The sequence below is a fragment of the Labrys neptuniae genome, assembly GCF_040797145.1.
Classification (GTDB): Bacteria; Pseudomonadota; Alphaproteobacteria; order Rhizobiales; family Labraceae; genus Labrys; species Labrys neptuniae.
This window is the reverse complement of sequence record NZ_JBFNQD010000003.1, coordinates 556,772-572,691: the sequence shown is the minus strand read 5'-3', so window position 1 is coordinate 572,691 and position 15,920 is coordinate 556,772. Positions and strand designations below refer to the sequence as shown.

The following is a 15,920-nucleotide window of genomic DNA, read 5'->3' as shown; positions in this document are numbered from 1 at the left end:
GCCATTGGCAGCGCAAGCACAAATCTCGGGAGCCGAGCCGGCTCCGCTGATAGATGGGGCCTCTGCCCAGCCCCGGGCCTTTGCCCCCGGCCTGCATCTGCTCATCGATTTCTGGGACTGCCGGGGCCTCACCGATGCCGCGGGCATCGAGCATACCTTGCGCGAGGCCGCGGCCGCCTGCGGCGCCACGGTGCTCGGTGTCAAGCTGCACGGTTTCGGCGACACCGGCGGCCTCACCGGCGTCGCTTTGCTCGCCGAATCCCATATCAGCATCCACACCTGGCCCGAGACCGGCTATGCCGCTCTCGATATCTTCATGTGCGGGCGCTGCGATCCCCGCCGGGCCCTGCCGGTACTGGAAGCTCATTTCGCGCCGAGGCGGGTGAAGGTGAGCGAGCACAATAGGGGCTGAGGCTACCGTTCCTTTTCATGGCGATTGCATGCCGCAAGTGTATTGCTATATTGATACACATGGACGCTTCCGACCTCACCATATTGCCCGGTGCCGCCGAGCCGATCTATCGGCAGATCGCCGGTCAGTTGCGCCGGATGATCGTGAGCGGCCAACTGCAGAAGGGCGCGTCGTTACCCTCAGTCCGGGACGTCGCGGCCTTTCACGCCATCAATCCGATGACGGTGTCGCGTGCCTATTCACTGCTGGAAACCGAAGGGCATCTCGATCGCCTGCAGGGGCGCGGCATGATCGTCGCGTCGTCGTCCCGGCGTGCCGCCTCGCTCGATCAACGCCTGGGGCTGATCGAACCTCATCTTGTGGAAATGGCGCGTCAGGCGCGCGAACTGGAATTGCCCGGCGACGTCATCTTGCGCCGGCTCGCTGCCTTGCTGGAGGGGAAGGAATGACGGGTTTTGCGTCGATACAGTCGATCCCGGCAGCGACGCCGATACGAGCGGTCGGGCTGAGCAAGTTCTACGGTACGCAGCAGGCCCTCAGCAATGTCGGCCTGCGCATAGAGCCCGGCGAGATCGTCGGGCTCGTCGGGCGAAACGGCGCCGGCAAGTCGACGCTGATCCGGGCCTTGCTTGGCCTGATCGAGGTCGAGGCCGGCATGTCCTGGGTCCTCGGCGAAGCGGCACTGACGATGGGCGACGATGTCAAGGCACGTCTGGCCTATGTTTCACAGACCCCGACTGCACTCGAATGGATGTCGGTCAAGCAGATGATGCACTTCGTCGCTCGGCTCTATCCGAGGTTGGATCGAGACTATGTGAACGAGGAACTGAGGCGTGCCCAGATCCCGATTGATCGCAAGCTCTCGGCACTTTCGCCGGGAGAACGTCAACAGGTCGAACTGGTGCGGGCCCTGGCCACCCGTCCAGAGCTTCTGGTCTTGGACGAGCCCGCCTCCGCGCTCGATCCCGCGGCCCGCCGGGACCTTTTGCGCGACATCGTGGGCCGCGCCGGTGAAGGCGGAACAACCGTGCTGTTCTCGACGCATATCGTGTCGGATCTCGAACGTGTGGCGTCGCGTATTTTGTTCCTGCATCAGGGACGCCTCATCCTGGATACCCCGGTGGACGATCTCAAGGAATGCGTGGCCCAGGTGGTCGTGCCGTCCCATGCACTGTCGGAAAGCTCCATGGTAGGAGAGCTTCATCGTCGAATTCTGGCCGATGGCGCCATCTCGCTGGTGCTTCGGCGCTCGCCCGCCGAAGACTGGCCCGATTTCGCCCGTCGGGCTGGGATCAGAACGCTCGGCATCGAGGATCTCTTCGTGGAGATTGCGCGATGAAATGGGAGCAGATCTGGCTGAGATTGACGCTGGGTTGCGACCCTACGCTCGGATGCACTTGCCTATTCTGGTTTGTGGCGACCTTCCTCCTGTCCCCATTACTCAGCTTTGGCGATCATGCCTCTGCGCGCATCGTCTTGATTTATCTCGGTTGTTCTGCTGCGTGCTGGTTCTATGCCTTGGAAGCGACCCGTCGCCGCGCTGAAGTAGCGGCTGCCCTCCTCGTTCCTCGCCTCGGCCGCTATGCCGTCGAGGGACTCCTTCTTTTCGCAGCAGCCCAGATCATAGTGCCATCGTTGATCATCGGGCTGGCCCGACGCTCGCCGATCGAGGGACTGGTTTCATGCGCCATCCAGATCAGCGTTATCATGGGAGGATTGATCGCCTTGCGAATGAACCCCAGCAATATGGGGCGATTGCAGGGGTACGGATGGCTTTTCTTCTACATCGCGATAATACTGTTGGGACTAGAAGAGGCGATGTGGGGCGCGAGGATTCCCCATTTCTTCGGATGGGGCGTGACGGTGCTGACAGCATGCCTCATTGCCGCTGCCGCCTGGTTCTACAGGCCCGTCTTGCTGCCCTCAAAACGCGATCCTTCAGTGGCAGCCGAGCATAAAGTAGATACCGTCGTCCGGGCGATAGGGTATATTTTTGTAAACAAACGTCAATTTAGTAAAAATAACGCAACAGTTTATTCTGAACTTACGAGTGTTTTCGGCGGAGATAATTCAGAGTTGAATTCAATTTCAGGGTCAGAGGCATTGCGTTGTCTTTTGTGGAAGGATCTGGAAAACGGTTTTCGATGGTCGCATGTGATGAAGGAGTTTCTGCAGCGTCTGGTGGTCCTCGGACTGATCGGCGGCGTTCTTATAGGTTTTCAGTATCTCTTCGGTGGGGGGATAAAACAGCCTCCGAATCTCATATGGCTCTTTCTCGCCATGTTGAATTCAACCACATTGGAGCAGGCCAAGAAGATTTGGAATTTCAATCATCACGTATCGGCCGATCGCGAGTTGGCCGCAATGGCGCCGGGGTTTGGGGCGGGATATGCGCTAAAGGTCAGATTTCTGAGAGCTGCTATTTCGCCTTCCATTCAGACTCTGATTTTGGACATAGCAAGCATGAATATTTGTGTAATTGTTATGTCTTTTGTATACAAGGACATAATCAAATATGATTCTATATTTTCAATTTTAGTAATTAACGCGACAATGGTTATTTATAATTCCGTGAGAATTCGCATTATGCTGAAAACATTACTTGGCATGTGGGATCCGAATAAGCATGAGGGGGCGTTTCTTAATTTTGTTTCGATACCCTTTGTGCTTCTTATGATGGCGGCATTGGAAATGCCAGGATCGTTCACGGCGGTCATGGCAGGTATTTGCATGTTGGCGGTGTTATATATTACTAAAACAATACGAGATGATTTGCGTGTATATTTTAACTATCCTCATCCATTCTTACCGAGGCATTGACATTGGTGGGGCGGAATAGCCGCTGTCAAAATGTGAATAATTAACGGGTCGCTTCTTGGCGGGACCATATTGACCAAGCGTATATATCGTTCGAGCATATTTTTGGCTGTCACCCCTCCTTCACGCCCATATCGGCATCTGTGAGGTAGATCGTCTCGACCGTCCCCGATGGATGCACGCAATACCAGCTATAGGGGTTCAATTCCTCGTCGGTGATGATCGAGCGGCAGTTCGCGGCTTTCGAAAAATAGATGGCGAAGCGCCGCTCCTCTTCGAGCGAGTCCGGGCCGGGCTGCCAGACTTCGATCAAGAGCGGATAGGTTTCGCTCAGGGGCCGCACGATGACATGGACGTCGAGCGGCGTGTCGCTACCCGCTCCCCAGCTCTCAATCATCTCGTCCTTGGAACTGAAATAGGCGATCGCCCGCTCAGGCCCGAAATAGTGCCGGATGGCGCCTTGGATCGTCTCGATATCGAGGTGGCGGTCGATGAAGAGCTGGAAGAAGCCCATGCCTTGCCCGGTGATGTGAAAATCCCGCCGGGCTTGTGCCCGGCGGGCATGATCGTTTTCTATTCCGCTGCGTCCTTGATCGGCTCCGGCGGCGTCCAGCGCAGCACGGGCTGGCGGGCGGCACGGGTTTCGTCCAGGCGCCGGCGCGGAGCGTGGTAGGGCGCGCCGGAGAAGCGCTCGGTCTCGCCGCGTTTGGCCGACAGCGCAAGGTCGCGCAGCGTGGCGATGAAGAGGTCGAGCGAGGCCTTGGATTCGCTCTCCGTCGGCTCGATCAGCATGGCGCCATGCACCACGAGGGGGAAATACATCGTCATCGGATGATAGCCCTCGTCGATCATCGCCTTGGCGAAATCGAGCGTGGTCACGCCGGTATCCTTGAGCCAGGTGTCGTCGAACAGCGCCTCGTGCATGCAGGGCTGGTCGCCGAAGGGGGCCGACATCAGATCAGCCAGGCCGGTGCGGATATAATTGGCGGAGAGCACCGCATCCTCCGAGGCCTGCCGCATGCCGTCGGTGCCATGCGAGAGCATGTAGGTCAGCGCCCGCGTGAACATGCCCATCTGGCCGTGGAAGGCGGTGAGGCGGCCGAAGGGCGTCTCGCCATTCATCACTTCCTCGGCCCGTTCGACCAGCACGCGGGCATTGACGACATAGGGGAACGGCGCAAAGGGCGCGAGCTTGTCGGAGAGCACCACCGGTCCCGCACCCGGCCCGCCGCCGCCATGAGGCGTCGAGAAGGTCTTGTGCAAATTGATGTGCATGGCATCGACGCCGAGATCGCCGGGGCGGACCTTGCCGACGATGGCGTTGAAATTGGCGCCGTCGCAGTAGAAATAGGCGCCGGCCTCATGCACCACATCGGCGATGGCGCGCACGTCCCGTTCGAACAGCCCGCAGGTGTTGGGGTTGGTCAGCATGATCGCGGCGACATGCGGCCCCAGCGCCTTCTTGATCTCGGCCGGATCGACGGTGCCGTCTGCGCGCACGGGGATCGATGCCACCGTGAAGCCGATCAGGGCCGCGGTGGCCGGATTGGTGCCATGGGCCGAGTCGGGCACCAGCACGACCTTGCGCGTCTCGCCTTCGCCCCTGGCCGCGATGGCCGCCTTGATTGCCATCATGCCGCAGAGCTCGCCATGCGCGCCGGCCTTCGGGCTCATCGCCACGGCCGGCATGCCGGTGAGGGTCTTGAGGTAATGGGCGAGATGGTCGATCACCGCCAGCGCGCCGGGCACGGTCGAAATCGGCTGCAGCGGATGGATGTCGGCAAAGCCCGGCAGCCGCGCCACCTTCTCGTTGAGGCGCGGATTGTGCTTCATGGTGCAGGAGCCGAGCGGGAAAAGCCCGGTGTCGATGCCGAAGTTCTTCTGGCTCAGGCGCACGAAATGGCGCATCGCCTCCGGTTCGGCGAAGCCGGGCAGGCCGATCGGATCCTTGCGTTCGAAGGCACCGAGCCTCGGCTCGAAATCCTCGACCTCTTCGACGTCGACGCCGGTCACGTCGATGCGGCCGGTCTCGAACAGCAAGGCTTCCTCGATGATGAGGGCGCGATTGCCGGTAAAGGTGGGATTGATGGCCTCGGCCCCGTCTCCTGGGGAGGAGGGACGTCCCTGACGGTTCAGCATCAGACCAGCTCCTTCAGGGCGCTCACGAGGGCGGTGCGATCCTCGTCGGTGTTCACTTCGGTGGAGGCAATGATCAGGAGATCCTTCAGCTCGGCATTGGGCGACAGGCGCGAATAGGGCACGCCCCCCAGGATGCCCCGGGCTGCCAGCTTCTCCAGCAGCGAGGCGGCACTGCCTGATACCCGGATGGTGAACTCGTTGAAGAAGCTCTTCTGGATGATCTCGATACCATCAACCTTGGCCAGCATGTCGGCCAGCTTCACCGCATTGGCATGGTTGACGCGGGCGAGCCTGCGTAGGCCCTTCTCGCCGAGCAGTGCCATGTGGATGGTGAAGGCGAGCACGCACAGGCCCGAATTGGTGCAGATGTTCGAGGTCGCCTTGTCGCGGCGGATATGCTGCTCGCGCGTGGAGAGGGTCAGCACGAAACCGCGCCGGCCCTCGGCGTCCACCGTCTGGCCGCAGAGGCGCCCCGGCATCTGGCGCACATATTTCTGGCGCGTGGCGAACAGGCCGACATAGGGCCCGCCATAATTGAGGGCATTGCCGATGGACTGGCCTTCACCGACCACGATATCGGCGCCCATTTCGCCCGGCGACTTGACGAGGCCGAGCGAGACCGCCTCGGTGAACACCGCGATCAGCAGGGCGCCGGCCTTGTGGCAGGCCTGTGCGATCGGGGTGAGATCGCGCAGATTGCCGAAGACGTCGGGGTTCTGCACCACCACGCAGGAGGTTTCGCCGTCGATCTCGGCGATCAGATTCTCGCTGCCGTCCACATCGGCGGGCATGGCCACCTCATGGTGGCCGGCCATCTTCGAGATGGTATGCACCACGTCGGTATAATGCGGATGCAGGCCGCCGGAGAGGACCGCCTTGGAGCGTCGGGTGATGCGATGGGCCATCAGCACGGCCTCGGCCGTGCCGGTCGAGCCGTCATACATCGAAGCATTGGCGACTTCCATGCCGGTCAGCAGCGCGACCTGGGTCTGGAATTCGTAGAGATATTGCAGCGTGCCCTGGGCGATCTCGGGCTGATAGGGCGTGTAGGAGGTGAGGAATTCCGAGCGCTGGATCAGATGGTCGACGGTCGCCGGCACATGATGCTTGTAGGCGCCGGCCCCGACGAAGAACGGCACCGAGGACGCCGTCACATTGCGCGAGGCGAAGGCGGTCATGATCTTCTCGACCGCCATTTCGCTCTTGGCATTCGGTAGCACCGGCGGCGCCTTCAAGAGCTTGTCGGCGGGGACGGCGGCGAAGAGATCGTCGATGCCGTTGACGCCGATCTTCGCCAGCATGGCGCTGCGATCCTCGGCGGTCAGGGGTAGATAGCGCATGGATCAGGCTCCGATATGGGCCTTGTAGGCCGCGTCGTCCATGAGGGCGTCGAGTTCGGCCGGGTTGGAGAGCTTGATCTTGATGAACCAGCCCTTGCCGAGCGGATCCTCGTTCACGGTGGAAGGCTGATCGGGCAGGGCCTCGTTCACTTCCAGCACCTCGCCGGATACCGGCGCATAGACCTCGCTGGCGGCCTTCACCGATTCCACCACCGCGGCTTCGTCGCCCTGCTTGAGCACCTTGCCGGCGGCGGGAAGCTCGATGAACACCACGTCGCCGAGCTGCGACTGGGCGTAGTCGGTGATGCCGATCGTGGCAACGTCGCCCTCGACGGACACATATTCGTGGTCGCTCGTGAATTTGATCGTGGCCATGGGACAGTCCTCTGGTGGAATCGGTTGGTGGAGTTGGGGGATGGAAATCGATAAGTTTTGTACGACACGGGCGATGCTGCCCCTCACCCTTACCCTCTCCCCGTAAGAACGGGGCGAGGGGGTGTCGAGCGTTGCGCGAGAGATCGCCGGTGCAGAAGAAATGAGCCGGCCGAAGTCCCCTCGCCCCGTTCTTACGGGGAGAGGGTAAGGGTGAGGGGCAGCGCAACCGGTCACGTTGAAATGCCTCTACGATCTATGAAAGCGGTGCGGGACAAAGGGCATCGGCGCGACCTCGATCGGTACGTCCTTGCCGCGCAATTCGACCATGAGGCCGGTACCGTCAGCCGACAGGGCAGGGGGGACGTAACCGATGGCGATGGGGCCACCCACGGTGGGACCGAAGCCGCCGGATGTGACGACGCCGATGGTCTCGCCGGTCTGATTCTTCAAGGCCGCGCCTTCGCGCACGGGCGCGCGGCCCTCCGGCTTGAGACCGACGCGGATGCGAGCGGGGCCTTCCGCGATTTCGCGCTGGATGCGGGACGCACCGGGAAAGCCGCCCTGTTCGCGCCGGCGCTTCTGGATCGACCAGATCAGGCCAGCCTCGATCGGCGAGATGGTCGGATCGAGCTCATGGCCATAGAGGCACAGGCCCGCCTCCAGGCGCAGTGAATCGCGGGCGCCAAGGCCGATCGGCTTGACCCGTTCGTCGGCGAGGAGCGTGCGCCAGAGTGCAACGGCCTTGTCGTTGTGTACCGAGATCTCATAGCCGTCCTCGCCGGTATAGCCCGAGCGGGAGAGGCCGATGGCAATGCCGTCGAAGGTCGAGCGATGGGAAGCCATGAAGGGCATGGCTGCAGCGTCCGGGCAATGATCGGCCAGCACGGCGGCAGCGAGAGGCCCCTGCAGCGCGAGCAGGGCGTAGTCGGCGGCGACGACCAACTGGGCGCTGTCGCCGAGCTGGTCGCGCAACAGGGCAAAATCGGCGTCCTTGCAGCCGGCATTGACCACCAGGCCGAGCTTGCCGTCCTCGGCGGGGTCGGTCGAGCGCGCCACCATCAAATCGTCGAGCGTGCCGCCTTCGTCGTTCAGGAACTGGGTATAGCGCTGGCGGCCGGGCGGTAGATTGAGAATGTCGGCCGGCACCAGGGTTTCCAGGGCGGTGGCAACGGCTTCATGGCTGTCGGCGATGAGATAGGCCTGCCCCATATGCGACACGTCGAACAGGCCGGCGGCGTTGCGCGTGTGGTTGTGCTCGGCGATGATTCCGGTGGGGTACTGGACCGGCATGTCGTAGCCGGCAAACGGTACCATGCGCGCGCCGAGGGCGACATGCTCGGCATGAAGGGGTGTCTTCAGGAGCGTTTGCTGATCTGGACTTGCGGCAGGCTCGGCCATGGGTACTCCGGCAAAAGGGTGCACGCCGGACGGATGTCCGGTTGTGCCCCCTCTGTCGCGGTTACCTGAGAGATTTCGCGATTCCGCACCCTGGGGAACCACTTACGCCCTTCGGTGAGCCCGAATGCTCGCACATTCGTGCCGCTTTCCAGAGTTTCGTTCCCCCGCGGTCCGGGTGCCTGAGAGTTTCCGGGGCGGTTGCTCCTTCGGCGCCGGTCCGTGATTCTCAAGAGAATCAGACCGAACTCTTCCGCGGGGATCGGCCGAATGCCGGGAAGCTATCCTTGGCCTTTCCTGTCGTCAACCCAACAGAATGGGGCGCGATGGGAAAAGGTCAGAGGAATATAAGACCGGCTCAGCCCCGGCGCTTTTTCTTGGTGACAGTGCCGCCCTTGCCGTCGAAACCGACCACGATGTCATAGGAACTGAGCGGCTGCTCGAGGCCGATGGTGATCGGTGCCGAGGTGTCGACCACCCGGAAACTGCCCGGACCGCCGCCAGGCGTTGCCGCGGCGGAGACGCGGATCACCTTGGTGTAGACGGGCTTCTCGTCGCGGTCGCGGATGGTGATACGCACTGGCGCCGAATAGCCACCGCCGCCGGACGAAGCGACGTGACCCTCCACGCCGACCTTGATGGTGACGGTATTGCCGCTGGCGAGATCGCACTCACGGGCGAAGTTGGTGATCGAGAATTGCGCGTTGGGAGGGCCATAGGCCGCCGCGCCGGTGGGAATGTTGATCTGCGGGCACTCGGTGTCGGGGTCGAAATCCACCCGCAGTGGGGCCTGGGATGCGGTCTGCGTGGGTGTCGTCGTTTCCGTCGGCGTGCCATAGACACCGGTAATCATGCTGCTGGTGCAGCCGCCGAGAAGGAGCGCCGGGGCGACCACACCTGCCAACAGGGCGCTACGAGCCGCCCAGACGCCATACTGACTGCCAACCATCGTCACGCTCCGCTGAATGCACGGCGTCCTTATAGCATGCCGTTCAACTTCGGCCAGTCCGCCGCGGGCCCGCTATGCACAGGCCCTTTGAACCAGTCACCAGTCGGTGCGCTGCAGGAAGCGCCGCAGGATGTGGTGGGAGTAGAAACTGGCGACCGTGGCGAGGAAGGCTGGGAAATCGACATGGGCATTGTCATCGGCGCTGTCGGAGATGGTGCGCAGCACGGCGCAGGGAACGCCGTAGTCATGGCAGATCTGCGCCACGGCTCCGCTTTCCATCTCGATGGCAAAGGCGTCCGGAATGTCGTTTCGCAGGGCCGAGACCGCCGCGTGACCGTTGACGAACTGATCGCCGCTGATGATCAGGCCACGATGCAGGCGGGGAGCAGCGAGAGCGAAGCGTTCGCGGATCTCGGCGGAAAGCTGCGGCAGATCCTCGGCCAGGAAGGCCTCGATCGCTCCCGACAGGCTGTTGCTGATGGCCGCATTGGCGCTAAAGCGGGATATGCCTGTCAGGGGCACCTCGTAGCGCGGGAAGATCGGCCGCGCGTCGAGATCGTGCTGGAGCATAGCGTCGGCCACCACGATATCGCCGACCTTCACCGATCGGGCCGCGCCGCCGGCCACGCCGACATTGAGAATGGCGCCGACCTGGTAGGTATGGATGAGGCCGGCAGCGGCGGTGGCGGCTGCGACCTTGCCGACCCGCGAGAGCGTCAGCACGCAGGGGCGGCCGAAGAGATGGCCGCTGTGATAGTCCCTGCCGCCGATGCGCTGCGTCTGCGTGGCGCCATCCTGCTTCATCAGGGCGAAAAGCGCTTCGGCCTCCTGGGCGAGCGGGACGAGAATGCCGAGGGGGGCGGTAGAAGAAACTGTCATGGGGACTTCCGGGGCGTGGCGGTTCAGCGAAGGCGGGAACGGACACCATAGGCCATTCGTTCATCGCCTTGATGTCAAGCCATTCCAAGGTGGTTGCCGGCCTTGCAAAAAGAAAGGCCGGGACTGAGCCCGGCCATCTCATCTCGTTCGTGGGGTTGCGCAGCGTCAGACCGCGATGCGCTCTTCGATCTCGTTGGGCTCGCGCAGCACATAGCCGCGGCCCCAGACGGTCTCGATGTAGTTGGTGCCGTTGGTGGCGTTGGCCAGCTTCTTGCGTAGCTTGCAGATGAAGACGTCGATGATCTTCAGTTCCGGCTCGTCCATGCCGCCATAGAGATGGTTGAGGAACATCTCCTTGGTCAGCGTGGTGCCCTTGCGCAGCGAGAGCAACTCGAGCATCTGATATTCCTTGCCAGTCAGATGCACGCGCGAACCATGGACCTCGACCGTCTTGGTGTCGAGATTGACCACGAGGTCGCCGGTGGCGATCACCGACTGGGCATGGCCCTTGGAGCGGCGAACGATGGCGTGGATGCGGGCAACCAGCTCATCCTTGTGGAAAGGCTTGGTCAGGTAGTCGTCGGCGCCGAAGCCGAGGCCCTTCACCTTGTCCTCTATGCCGGCGAGGCCTGACAGAATCAGGATCGGAGTCTTGACCTTGGCCACCCTGAGGGAGCGCAGGACCTCGTAGCCCGACATGTCGGGGAGGTTCAGGTCGAGTAGAATGATGTCGTAATCATAGAGCTTGCCGAGATCGACACCTTCTTCGCCCAGATCCGTCGTGTAGACGTTGAAACTCTCTGACTTGAGCATCAGCTCAATGCTTTGCGCCGTGGCGCTATCGTCTTCGACAAGAAGTACGCGCATCTCAATCCCCCACTGCGGCCTCGGAGGGTCGACCGCCGTCGCGAATGCGCAGACGGCACGGTGAAGTCACCTCGTCGATGATCAACCGCGACGCTACGCAGGCATGGTTAACAAATTGTGATTCTCTCATGCAAGCGAAACTTGAAAACAAGGTCCAAAACTCCCTGTAACACATTGCCTGAAAGACAGATTCGGTGAGCGACAAGCGTCAACATTCACATGAAGAAACTCGCCTAAGCGATTCAACCGACTCACCCATTCGCCGCAGAATTTCGACAAACGTGGCGGTGAGTTCGTTGACCGTTGTTAGGGATCATTAACGAGGCAGGTAAATTAATGGTTACCGTCGGGGCAGCTTCTTAGGGATTCAGAGCGAATCAACAGCTTTCCTCGATCGTGCTGCCCGTGCAGTGGGAGCGGTGGCTGCTTCATCGGCGACGAAAGCGGCTGGACGCTTCACGGTGGAGCCGCGTCATCGAATCCGCCTGCTTCTTCAAGCTGTTAGAAACAAGTGAACGCAGTATTAATTTTGCTGTCCCCGCCTTCTTTGAAGCATAGCTGGGGTCGGATTCGGTAGTCGCGCTGCAACCTTTGGCCCCCAGGAGAAATCTTAAGAAAAGAGGCGGGGGCATGGAGAAATGGTGTGCCGACTTGGTAAATCATGGCGTGCGATTTTCTTGACGGTCGACTGTCCCGCCTTGGTTCGCGGCTTTTTTGCGGCGAGTAAGGAAGAATTCACGTCCATGCCGGATGGTGTGGGTCTTCGCTGGGCCGATGGGTCTGGCGATCCGATTGTGCGGCCTGTCCCCCATGGTAGGGGCGGCGGGCCGATGCGGCTGATGGAGTAGTGAGTAATGAAGTCGCGCGATACCCTTATTCGTCTCAAGCGCTTCCAGGCAGATGAGAGACGCCGCCAGGTCATCCAGATCGAAACCATGGTGGCCGAGTTCGAACGCATGGCGGGTGAACTCGACCGCGAAATCAAGGCCGAGGAAGCCAAGGCCGGCATCACCGATCCGAGCCATTTCGCCTATCCGACCTATGCCCGCGCAGCTACGGCACGCAGGGATAATCTGCGGGGTTCGGCCGACGATCTGAAGATCAAGCTGGAAGATGCCCGAAGTGCGCTCGCCGATGCCCTGGACGATCTGAAGATGGTCGAGACCCTCGACGATCGCGAAAAGGCCAGCGAGCGCAGCATCGCTGCCCAATAGAGCAAAGCGCGTTCAAGACTGGACGGTTGTTTGCTCTAATTCTTTTTTCGACGCGCCTTTGCGATTCCAGGTGACTCCGCCAAATCGCAAAACGCCATGGAAGTCGAGGTGGGCAAATCCCAGCCAGTCTCGGATTTGGAGACTGCAGGGCCGCCGTTCACTGCTTGGGCGTCGGCGGCTTGGTGCTGGTGCAGCGCAAATCCTTGCGCACGCAGGAGATGCCCGGGGTCGAACACATCGGCTTGCCATTCACCACCGCGCAGATGATGCATTCGTCGGTGATCTCCGTGCAATCGGGATTGCCGGCGACGAAGGACAGCACGCGGTCGTCGGGTGCGATGGGCTGGGAGGGAGCAGGAGGCTCCGGCGGCTTGGCCTGGCTGTCCTGCGCTTGCGACCACTCCTGGCCGACAGTCAGTATGGCGCTAGCCAGACACAGGCGGATCAGCACGCTGCGCATTGAGGCACACTCCCTGCAATCGGCCTTCAAAACAAAGACTTAAAGCAAAATACCGTCAGCCGCGGAACGCGGTGACCTCGATCTCGACTTTGATCTCGGGCTTGATCAGGTCGCAGATCAGCATGGTGGCCGCAGGTCGAATCTCCCCAAAGACCCGGCCGGTGACCGCCATCACGGTCTCCACATGGTCGGTGCTGGTCACATAATAGGTCGCACGTACCACCTGGCTCATGGCAAAACCACCCTCGACCAGCGCTTTTTCGATGGTCGCAAGCGTATTCTCGGTTTGGGTGGCAATGTCGTCAGGCAACGTCATGCTGGCATAGTCATAGCCGGTGGTGCCCGATACGAAGCACCAGTCGCCTTGCACCACGGCGCGGGAATAGCCGGCGCTGCGTTCGAGCGGGGACCCGGTCGAGATCAGTTTGCGGGGCATGGATGCTTCCTCACACAGGCGCAGCGGTGATGCGCACGCCGCCATCGATCGTCTCGATGGCCACGGACATGCCGGCGGCACGGGCAATCAGCCCGGTGTAATAGGGCTGGATCAGGTGGCTATCGAGCGTGCCGTTTTCGGGCTCGCCCGCCAGAAGGCTGATCAGCCCGGGCGGAATGCGCGAATTGCCGCCAAGCGAGACGACCTCGAAGGTCGGCGCCTCGGGATCGCCGGTGACCTTGGCATTGATCGAGCCGCCACGCGGAATGGTCGTGGTGGCGACCACGAGCAGGTTCAGCAAGAGCTTGACCTTGTTCTTGGGCATGAACTGGCGCGGCGCCGACCAGCTCAGCGTCACCTTCTCGTCCTGGATGAAGCCGCGGGCGACGTTCTCGGCATCGCCGAGGTCGATCGAGGCCCCGGCCGAGCCGGCGGCGCCGAAGGCGATCCGCGCAAACTGCAGGCGGGCCGAGGCGTTCCGGGAGCTCTTCTTGATCAGGTCGAGAGCAAAAGCCTTCATCGAGGCATCGTCCTCGTCCTCGAGGACTTCGAGCCCGTTGACGATAGCGCCCACCGGATTGATCACGTCATGGCAGACGCGAGAGCAGAGCAGGGCGGCCAGATCAAGCGCATCGAGTTGAAAACCAGCGGTCATCGCAGCACCCAGAATAATTCAGGAGAGAAAGGCAAATCGGAAGAGAATCAGGTCTCGAGAACCTGTTTTTCAGATAGACTCTGCGGCGCGGGATGTGAAGGCGCGAGGTGCCAGCATGTCCCGTTCCGCCCTGATTGCAACCCTGAGGCGCGCTGGCGAAGGGGGTGCAAAAATGAGCGGCAGACCCAATATTCTTGCGGTACGACGCCAATCAGGACTAAACAGGCCGCTGCTATCGGAGGCCCTTTTGACCCAGACCGCTCAGACTTCACCCTCGCCCCTTTCCAGCCCGGACGCGATTGCGCATGCCTTTGCCGAGATCGCCCGTGAGGCGGGCGCCGCGATCATGCAAGTCTATGCCAAGGGATGCGACGCCCGCATCAAGGATGACCGCTCGCCGGTGACGGAGGCGGACGAAGTGGCGGAGGCGATCATTCTGCGGCGGCTGGCGGATGTCATGCCCGACGTGCCGGTGGTGGCGGAAGAGTGCGCCGCCAAGGGGGTGATTCCGGATGTCGGCAGGCGCTTCATCCTGGTCGATCCGCTCGATGGCACCAAGGAATTCCTCAACCGCAACGGCGAGTTCACCGTCAACATCGCCCTGATCGAAGATGGCAGGCCCGTTGCCGGTTGTGTGTTCGCACCGGCGGTCGACACGCTTTACGCGGGCGGTGATACCGCCTGGCGCGTGCGGGACGGCGCCGAAGAGACGATCTCGACGCGGGCTTACCCGGTCGAGGGGCTGACGGCGCTGTGCAGCCGTTCTCATCCCGACGCCAAGAGCGAAGCCTTTCTGGCCGAATATGCCATTGCGGACCGGCGCGAAGCCGGGTCCTCCTTGAAGTTCTGCCGAGTGGCGGAAGGTGTCGCCGATGTCTATCCGCGCTTCGGGCCGACCATGGAATGGGATGTCGCGGCCGGTCATGCCGTGCTCTCCGCCGCGGGCGGGCAGGTGCTGATGCCCGATGGCGAAGACTTTCTCTATGGCAAGGCCGCTGCCGGCTTCCGCAATGTCGCCTTCGTGGCCTGGGGCCAGGACGCTCCTCGAAGATAACCATGGTCAGGGCCTTGCCTGGTGCTTCGGCCCGATGCCGAGCCGCCGCCTTGCAGCGCCCGCTCCCTTGCCTCAATCCCGCGCAGATGCGGCCATGTTTCCGGGCGTTTTGCCTGCTGGAATCACGTGGTCGTATCGCCAAGGCCTCTTGTGACCCGGTGGCCTCACCGGGACCCGCGCGGACGCGTCGAAACGAAGAACGAGGGCAAGGAGAGCAGCCATTCGGATGCACTTTGCTCTTGGAAGCAATTTGTTAACGCTGATAGGCCACAAAATAGGGCTCACAGAGGCCCAAAACAGGGCTTACAGAGGCCTAAGCCAACGAGGCTCGCGATGAACGACATTCTTCCCCGCCGCAAGGCTCTTACCATGATGGCCGGCATGGCTCTGTCCGCGACCGGCTTCGTCTCTCCTTCCCTGGCGCTTGCACAGTCCGAGCGGCCGGAGCGCATCTCCTCCAACGAACTCGTCAATTCCGGCCACCGTTTCTTCGGCACCGTGTCGAGGGACCTGGCGCTCACCATCCAGAAGGCCGTGGCGCGCTGGGGTGAACCCAATGGCTACATCCTCGGCCAGGAAGGGTCGGGCGCCTTCATCGGCGGGCTTCGCTATGGCGAGGGCACGATGTTCACGCGCAATGTCGGCGACCGCAAGGTCTACTGGCAGGGCCCCTCCGTAGGGTGGGATTTCGGTGGCGACGGCGCGCGCACCATGATGCTGGTCTACAATATGGACCGGATCGACGAGATCTACAGCCGTTTCCCCGGGATCGCCGGTTCGGCCTATATCATCGGCGGTTTCGGCATGACCGCGCTGGGTGATGGCAATATGATGGTGGTTCCCATCAAGTCCGGCGTCGGCGCCCGTCTCGGCATCAATCTAGGCTATCTCAAATTCACGCCGTCGGCCACGTGGAATCCCTTCTGAT

The 15,920-nt window shown here is 61.7% G+C and carries 18 protein-coding genes and 1 riboswitch; of the genes, 7 read left to right on the top strand and 11 right to left on the bottom strand.

Annotation, left to right across the window (positions count from 1 at the left end; genetic code table 11):
• Positions 1-4 precede the first annotated feature (4 nt).
• From speD to ABXS05_RS13355, 4 genes are read left to right on the top strand one after another with little or no spacing between them, the layout of a single operon-like run.
• The gene (speD, locus tag ABXS05_RS13370) at positions 5-412 is read left to right on the top strand and encodes an adenosylmethionine decarboxylase (protein WP_367624228.1); all 408 of its coding nucleotides are present in this window, start codon (positions 5-7) and stop codon (positions 410-412) included.
• 59 nt (positions 413-471) lie between these two features.
• On the top strand, positions 472-861 hold the full coding sequence (locus ABXS05_RS13365; protein WP_367624227.1) for a GntR family transcriptional regulator: 390 nt from the start codon (positions 472-474) through the stop codon (positions 859-861).
• A complete protein-coding gene (locus ABXS05_RS13360; protein WP_367624226.1) occupies positions 858-1,751 on the top strand; it encodes an ABC transporter ATP-binding protein in 894 nt (297 codons plus the stop codon). Before ABXS05_RS13365 ends, ABXS05_RS13360 begins: the two co-directional genes overlap by 4 nt.
• Positions 1,748-3,232, top strand: coding sequence for a hypothetical protein (locus tag ABXS05_RS13355; RefSeq protein ID WP_367624225.1), 1,485 nt, complete (start codon positions 1,748-1,750; stop codon positions 3,230-3,232). The genes ABXS05_RS13360 and ABXS05_RS13355 overlap by 4 nt, the downstream gene beginning before the upstream one ends.
• A gap of 109 nt (positions 3,233-3,341) precedes the next feature.
• Here the strand turns inward: ABXS05_RS13355 and ABXS05_RS13350 are convergent, their stop codons facing one another.
• The 8 genes from ABXS05_RS13350 to ctrA all read right to left on the bottom strand — a co-directional run bounded on the left by ABXS05_RS13350 (position 3,342) and on the right by ctrA (position 11,173).
• Positions 3,342-3,743 carry a hypothetical protein gene (locus tag ABXS05_RS13350; protein WP_367624224.1) on the bottom strand — a complete coding sequence of 134 codons (402 nt, stop codon included), beginning with the start codon at positions 3,741-3,743 and terminating at the stop codon, positions 3,342-3,344.
• Between the two features lie 59 nt (positions 3,744-3,802).
• The gene (gcvPB, locus tag ABXS05_RS13345; RefSeq protein WP_367624223.1) at positions 3,803-5,368 is read right to left on the bottom strand and encodes an aminomethyl-transferring glycine dehydrogenase subunit GcvPB; all 1,566 of its coding nucleotides are present in this window, start codon (positions 5,366-5,368) and stop codon (positions 3,803-3,805) included.
• Positions 5,368-6,708: an aminomethyl-transferring glycine dehydrogenase subunit GcvPA gene (gcvPA, locus tag ABXS05_RS13340; protein ID WP_367624222.1), complete on the bottom strand. Its 1,341-nt coding sequence runs from the start codon at positions 6,706-6,708 to the stop codon at positions 5,368-5,370. Before gcvPA ends, gcvPB begins: the two co-directional genes overlap by 1 nt.
• A gap of 3 nt (positions 6,709-6,711) precedes the next feature.
• The gene (gene gcvH / locus ABXS05_RS13335) at positions 6,712-7,083 is read right to left on the bottom strand and encodes a glycine cleavage system protein GcvH (protein WP_311933780.1); all 372 of its coding nucleotides are present in this window, start codon (positions 7,081-7,083) and stop codon (positions 6,712-6,714) included.
• 246 nt (positions 7,084-7,329) lie between these two features.
• Positions 7,330-8,481 (bottom strand): glycine cleavage system aminomethyltransferase GcvT, encoded by a 1,152-nt coding sequence (gene gcvT, locus ABXS05_RS13330; protein ID WP_367624221.1) that lies wholly within the window; start codon positions 8,479-8,481, stop codon positions 7,330-7,332.
• A gap of 157 nt (positions 8,482-8,638) precedes the next feature.
• Positions 8,639-8,744, bottom strand: a riboswitch (glycine riboswitch).
• A 92-nt stretch (positions 8,745-8,836) separates the two neighbouring features.
• Positions 8,837-9,427 carry a hypothetical protein gene (locus ABXS05_RS13325; RefSeq protein WP_367624220.1) on the bottom strand — a complete coding sequence of 197 codons (591 nt, stop codon included), beginning with the start codon at positions 9,425-9,427 and terminating at the stop codon, positions 8,837-8,839.
• 96 nt (positions 9,428-9,523) lie between these two features.
• A complete protein-coding gene (locus tag ABXS05_RS13320) occupies positions 9,524-10,306 on the bottom strand; it encodes a 5'-methylthioadenosine/adenosylhomocysteine nucleosidase (protein ID WP_311933776.1) in 783 nt (260 codons plus the stop codon).
• A 165-nt stretch (positions 10,307-10,471) separates the two neighbouring features.
• On the bottom strand, positions 10,472-11,173 hold the full coding sequence (gene ctrA / locus ABXS05_RS13315) for a response regulator transcription factor CtrA (protein ID WP_105861513.1): 702 nt from the start codon (positions 11,171-11,173) through the stop codon (positions 10,472-10,474).
• An 854-nt stretch (positions 11,174-12,027) separates the two neighbouring features.
• On the opposite strand from ctrA, the gene fliJ reads away from it, so the two are divergent.
• The gene (gene fliJ / locus ABXS05_RS13310; protein WP_105861515.1) at positions 12,028-12,387 is read left to right on the top strand and encodes a flagellar export protein FliJ; all 360 of its coding nucleotides are present in this window, start codon (positions 12,028-12,030) and stop codon (positions 12,385-12,387) included.
• 157 nt (positions 12,388-12,544) lie between these two features.
• On the opposite strand, the gene ABXS05_RS13305 is transcribed toward fliJ, so the two are convergent.
• From ABXS05_RS13305 to chpT, 3 genes are read right to left on the bottom strand one after another with little or no spacing between them, the layout of a single operon-like run.
• Positions 12,545-12,847, bottom strand: a complete 303-nt coding sequence (locus ABXS05_RS13305) for a hypothetical protein (protein ID WP_311933774.1) — start codon at positions 12,845-12,847, stop codon at positions 12,545-12,547.
• A gap of 55 nt (positions 12,848-12,902) precedes the next feature.
• Positions 12,903-13,283, bottom strand: a complete 381-nt coding sequence (locus ABXS05_RS13300; protein WP_367624219.1) for a RidA family protein — start codon at positions 13,281-13,283, stop codon at positions 12,903-12,905.
• Between the two features lie 10 nt (positions 13,284-13,293).
• Complete coding sequence (chpT, locus tag ABXS05_RS13295) at positions 13,294-13,938, bottom strand: histidine phosphotransferase ChpT (RefSeq protein ID WP_311933772.1); 645 nt, start codon at positions 13,936-13,938, stop codon at positions 13,294-13,296.
• A gap of 247 nt (positions 13,939-14,185) precedes the next feature.
• On the opposite strand from chpT, the gene cysQ reads away from it, so the two are divergent.
• Entirely contained in the window at positions 14,186-14,992 is an 807-nt protein-coding gene (gene cysQ / locus ABXS05_RS13290) for a 3'(2'),5'-bisphosphate nucleotidase CysQ (RefSeq protein WP_311933770.1), read from the top strand.
• 333 nt (positions 14,993-15,325) lie between these two features.
• Positions 15,326-15,919, top strand: a complete 594-nt coding sequence (locus ABXS05_RS13285) for a DUF1134 domain-containing protein (RefSeq protein WP_068286233.1) — start codon at positions 15,326-15,328, stop codon at positions 15,917-15,919.
• The last annotated feature ends 1 nt before the right edge of the window (position 15,920 follow it).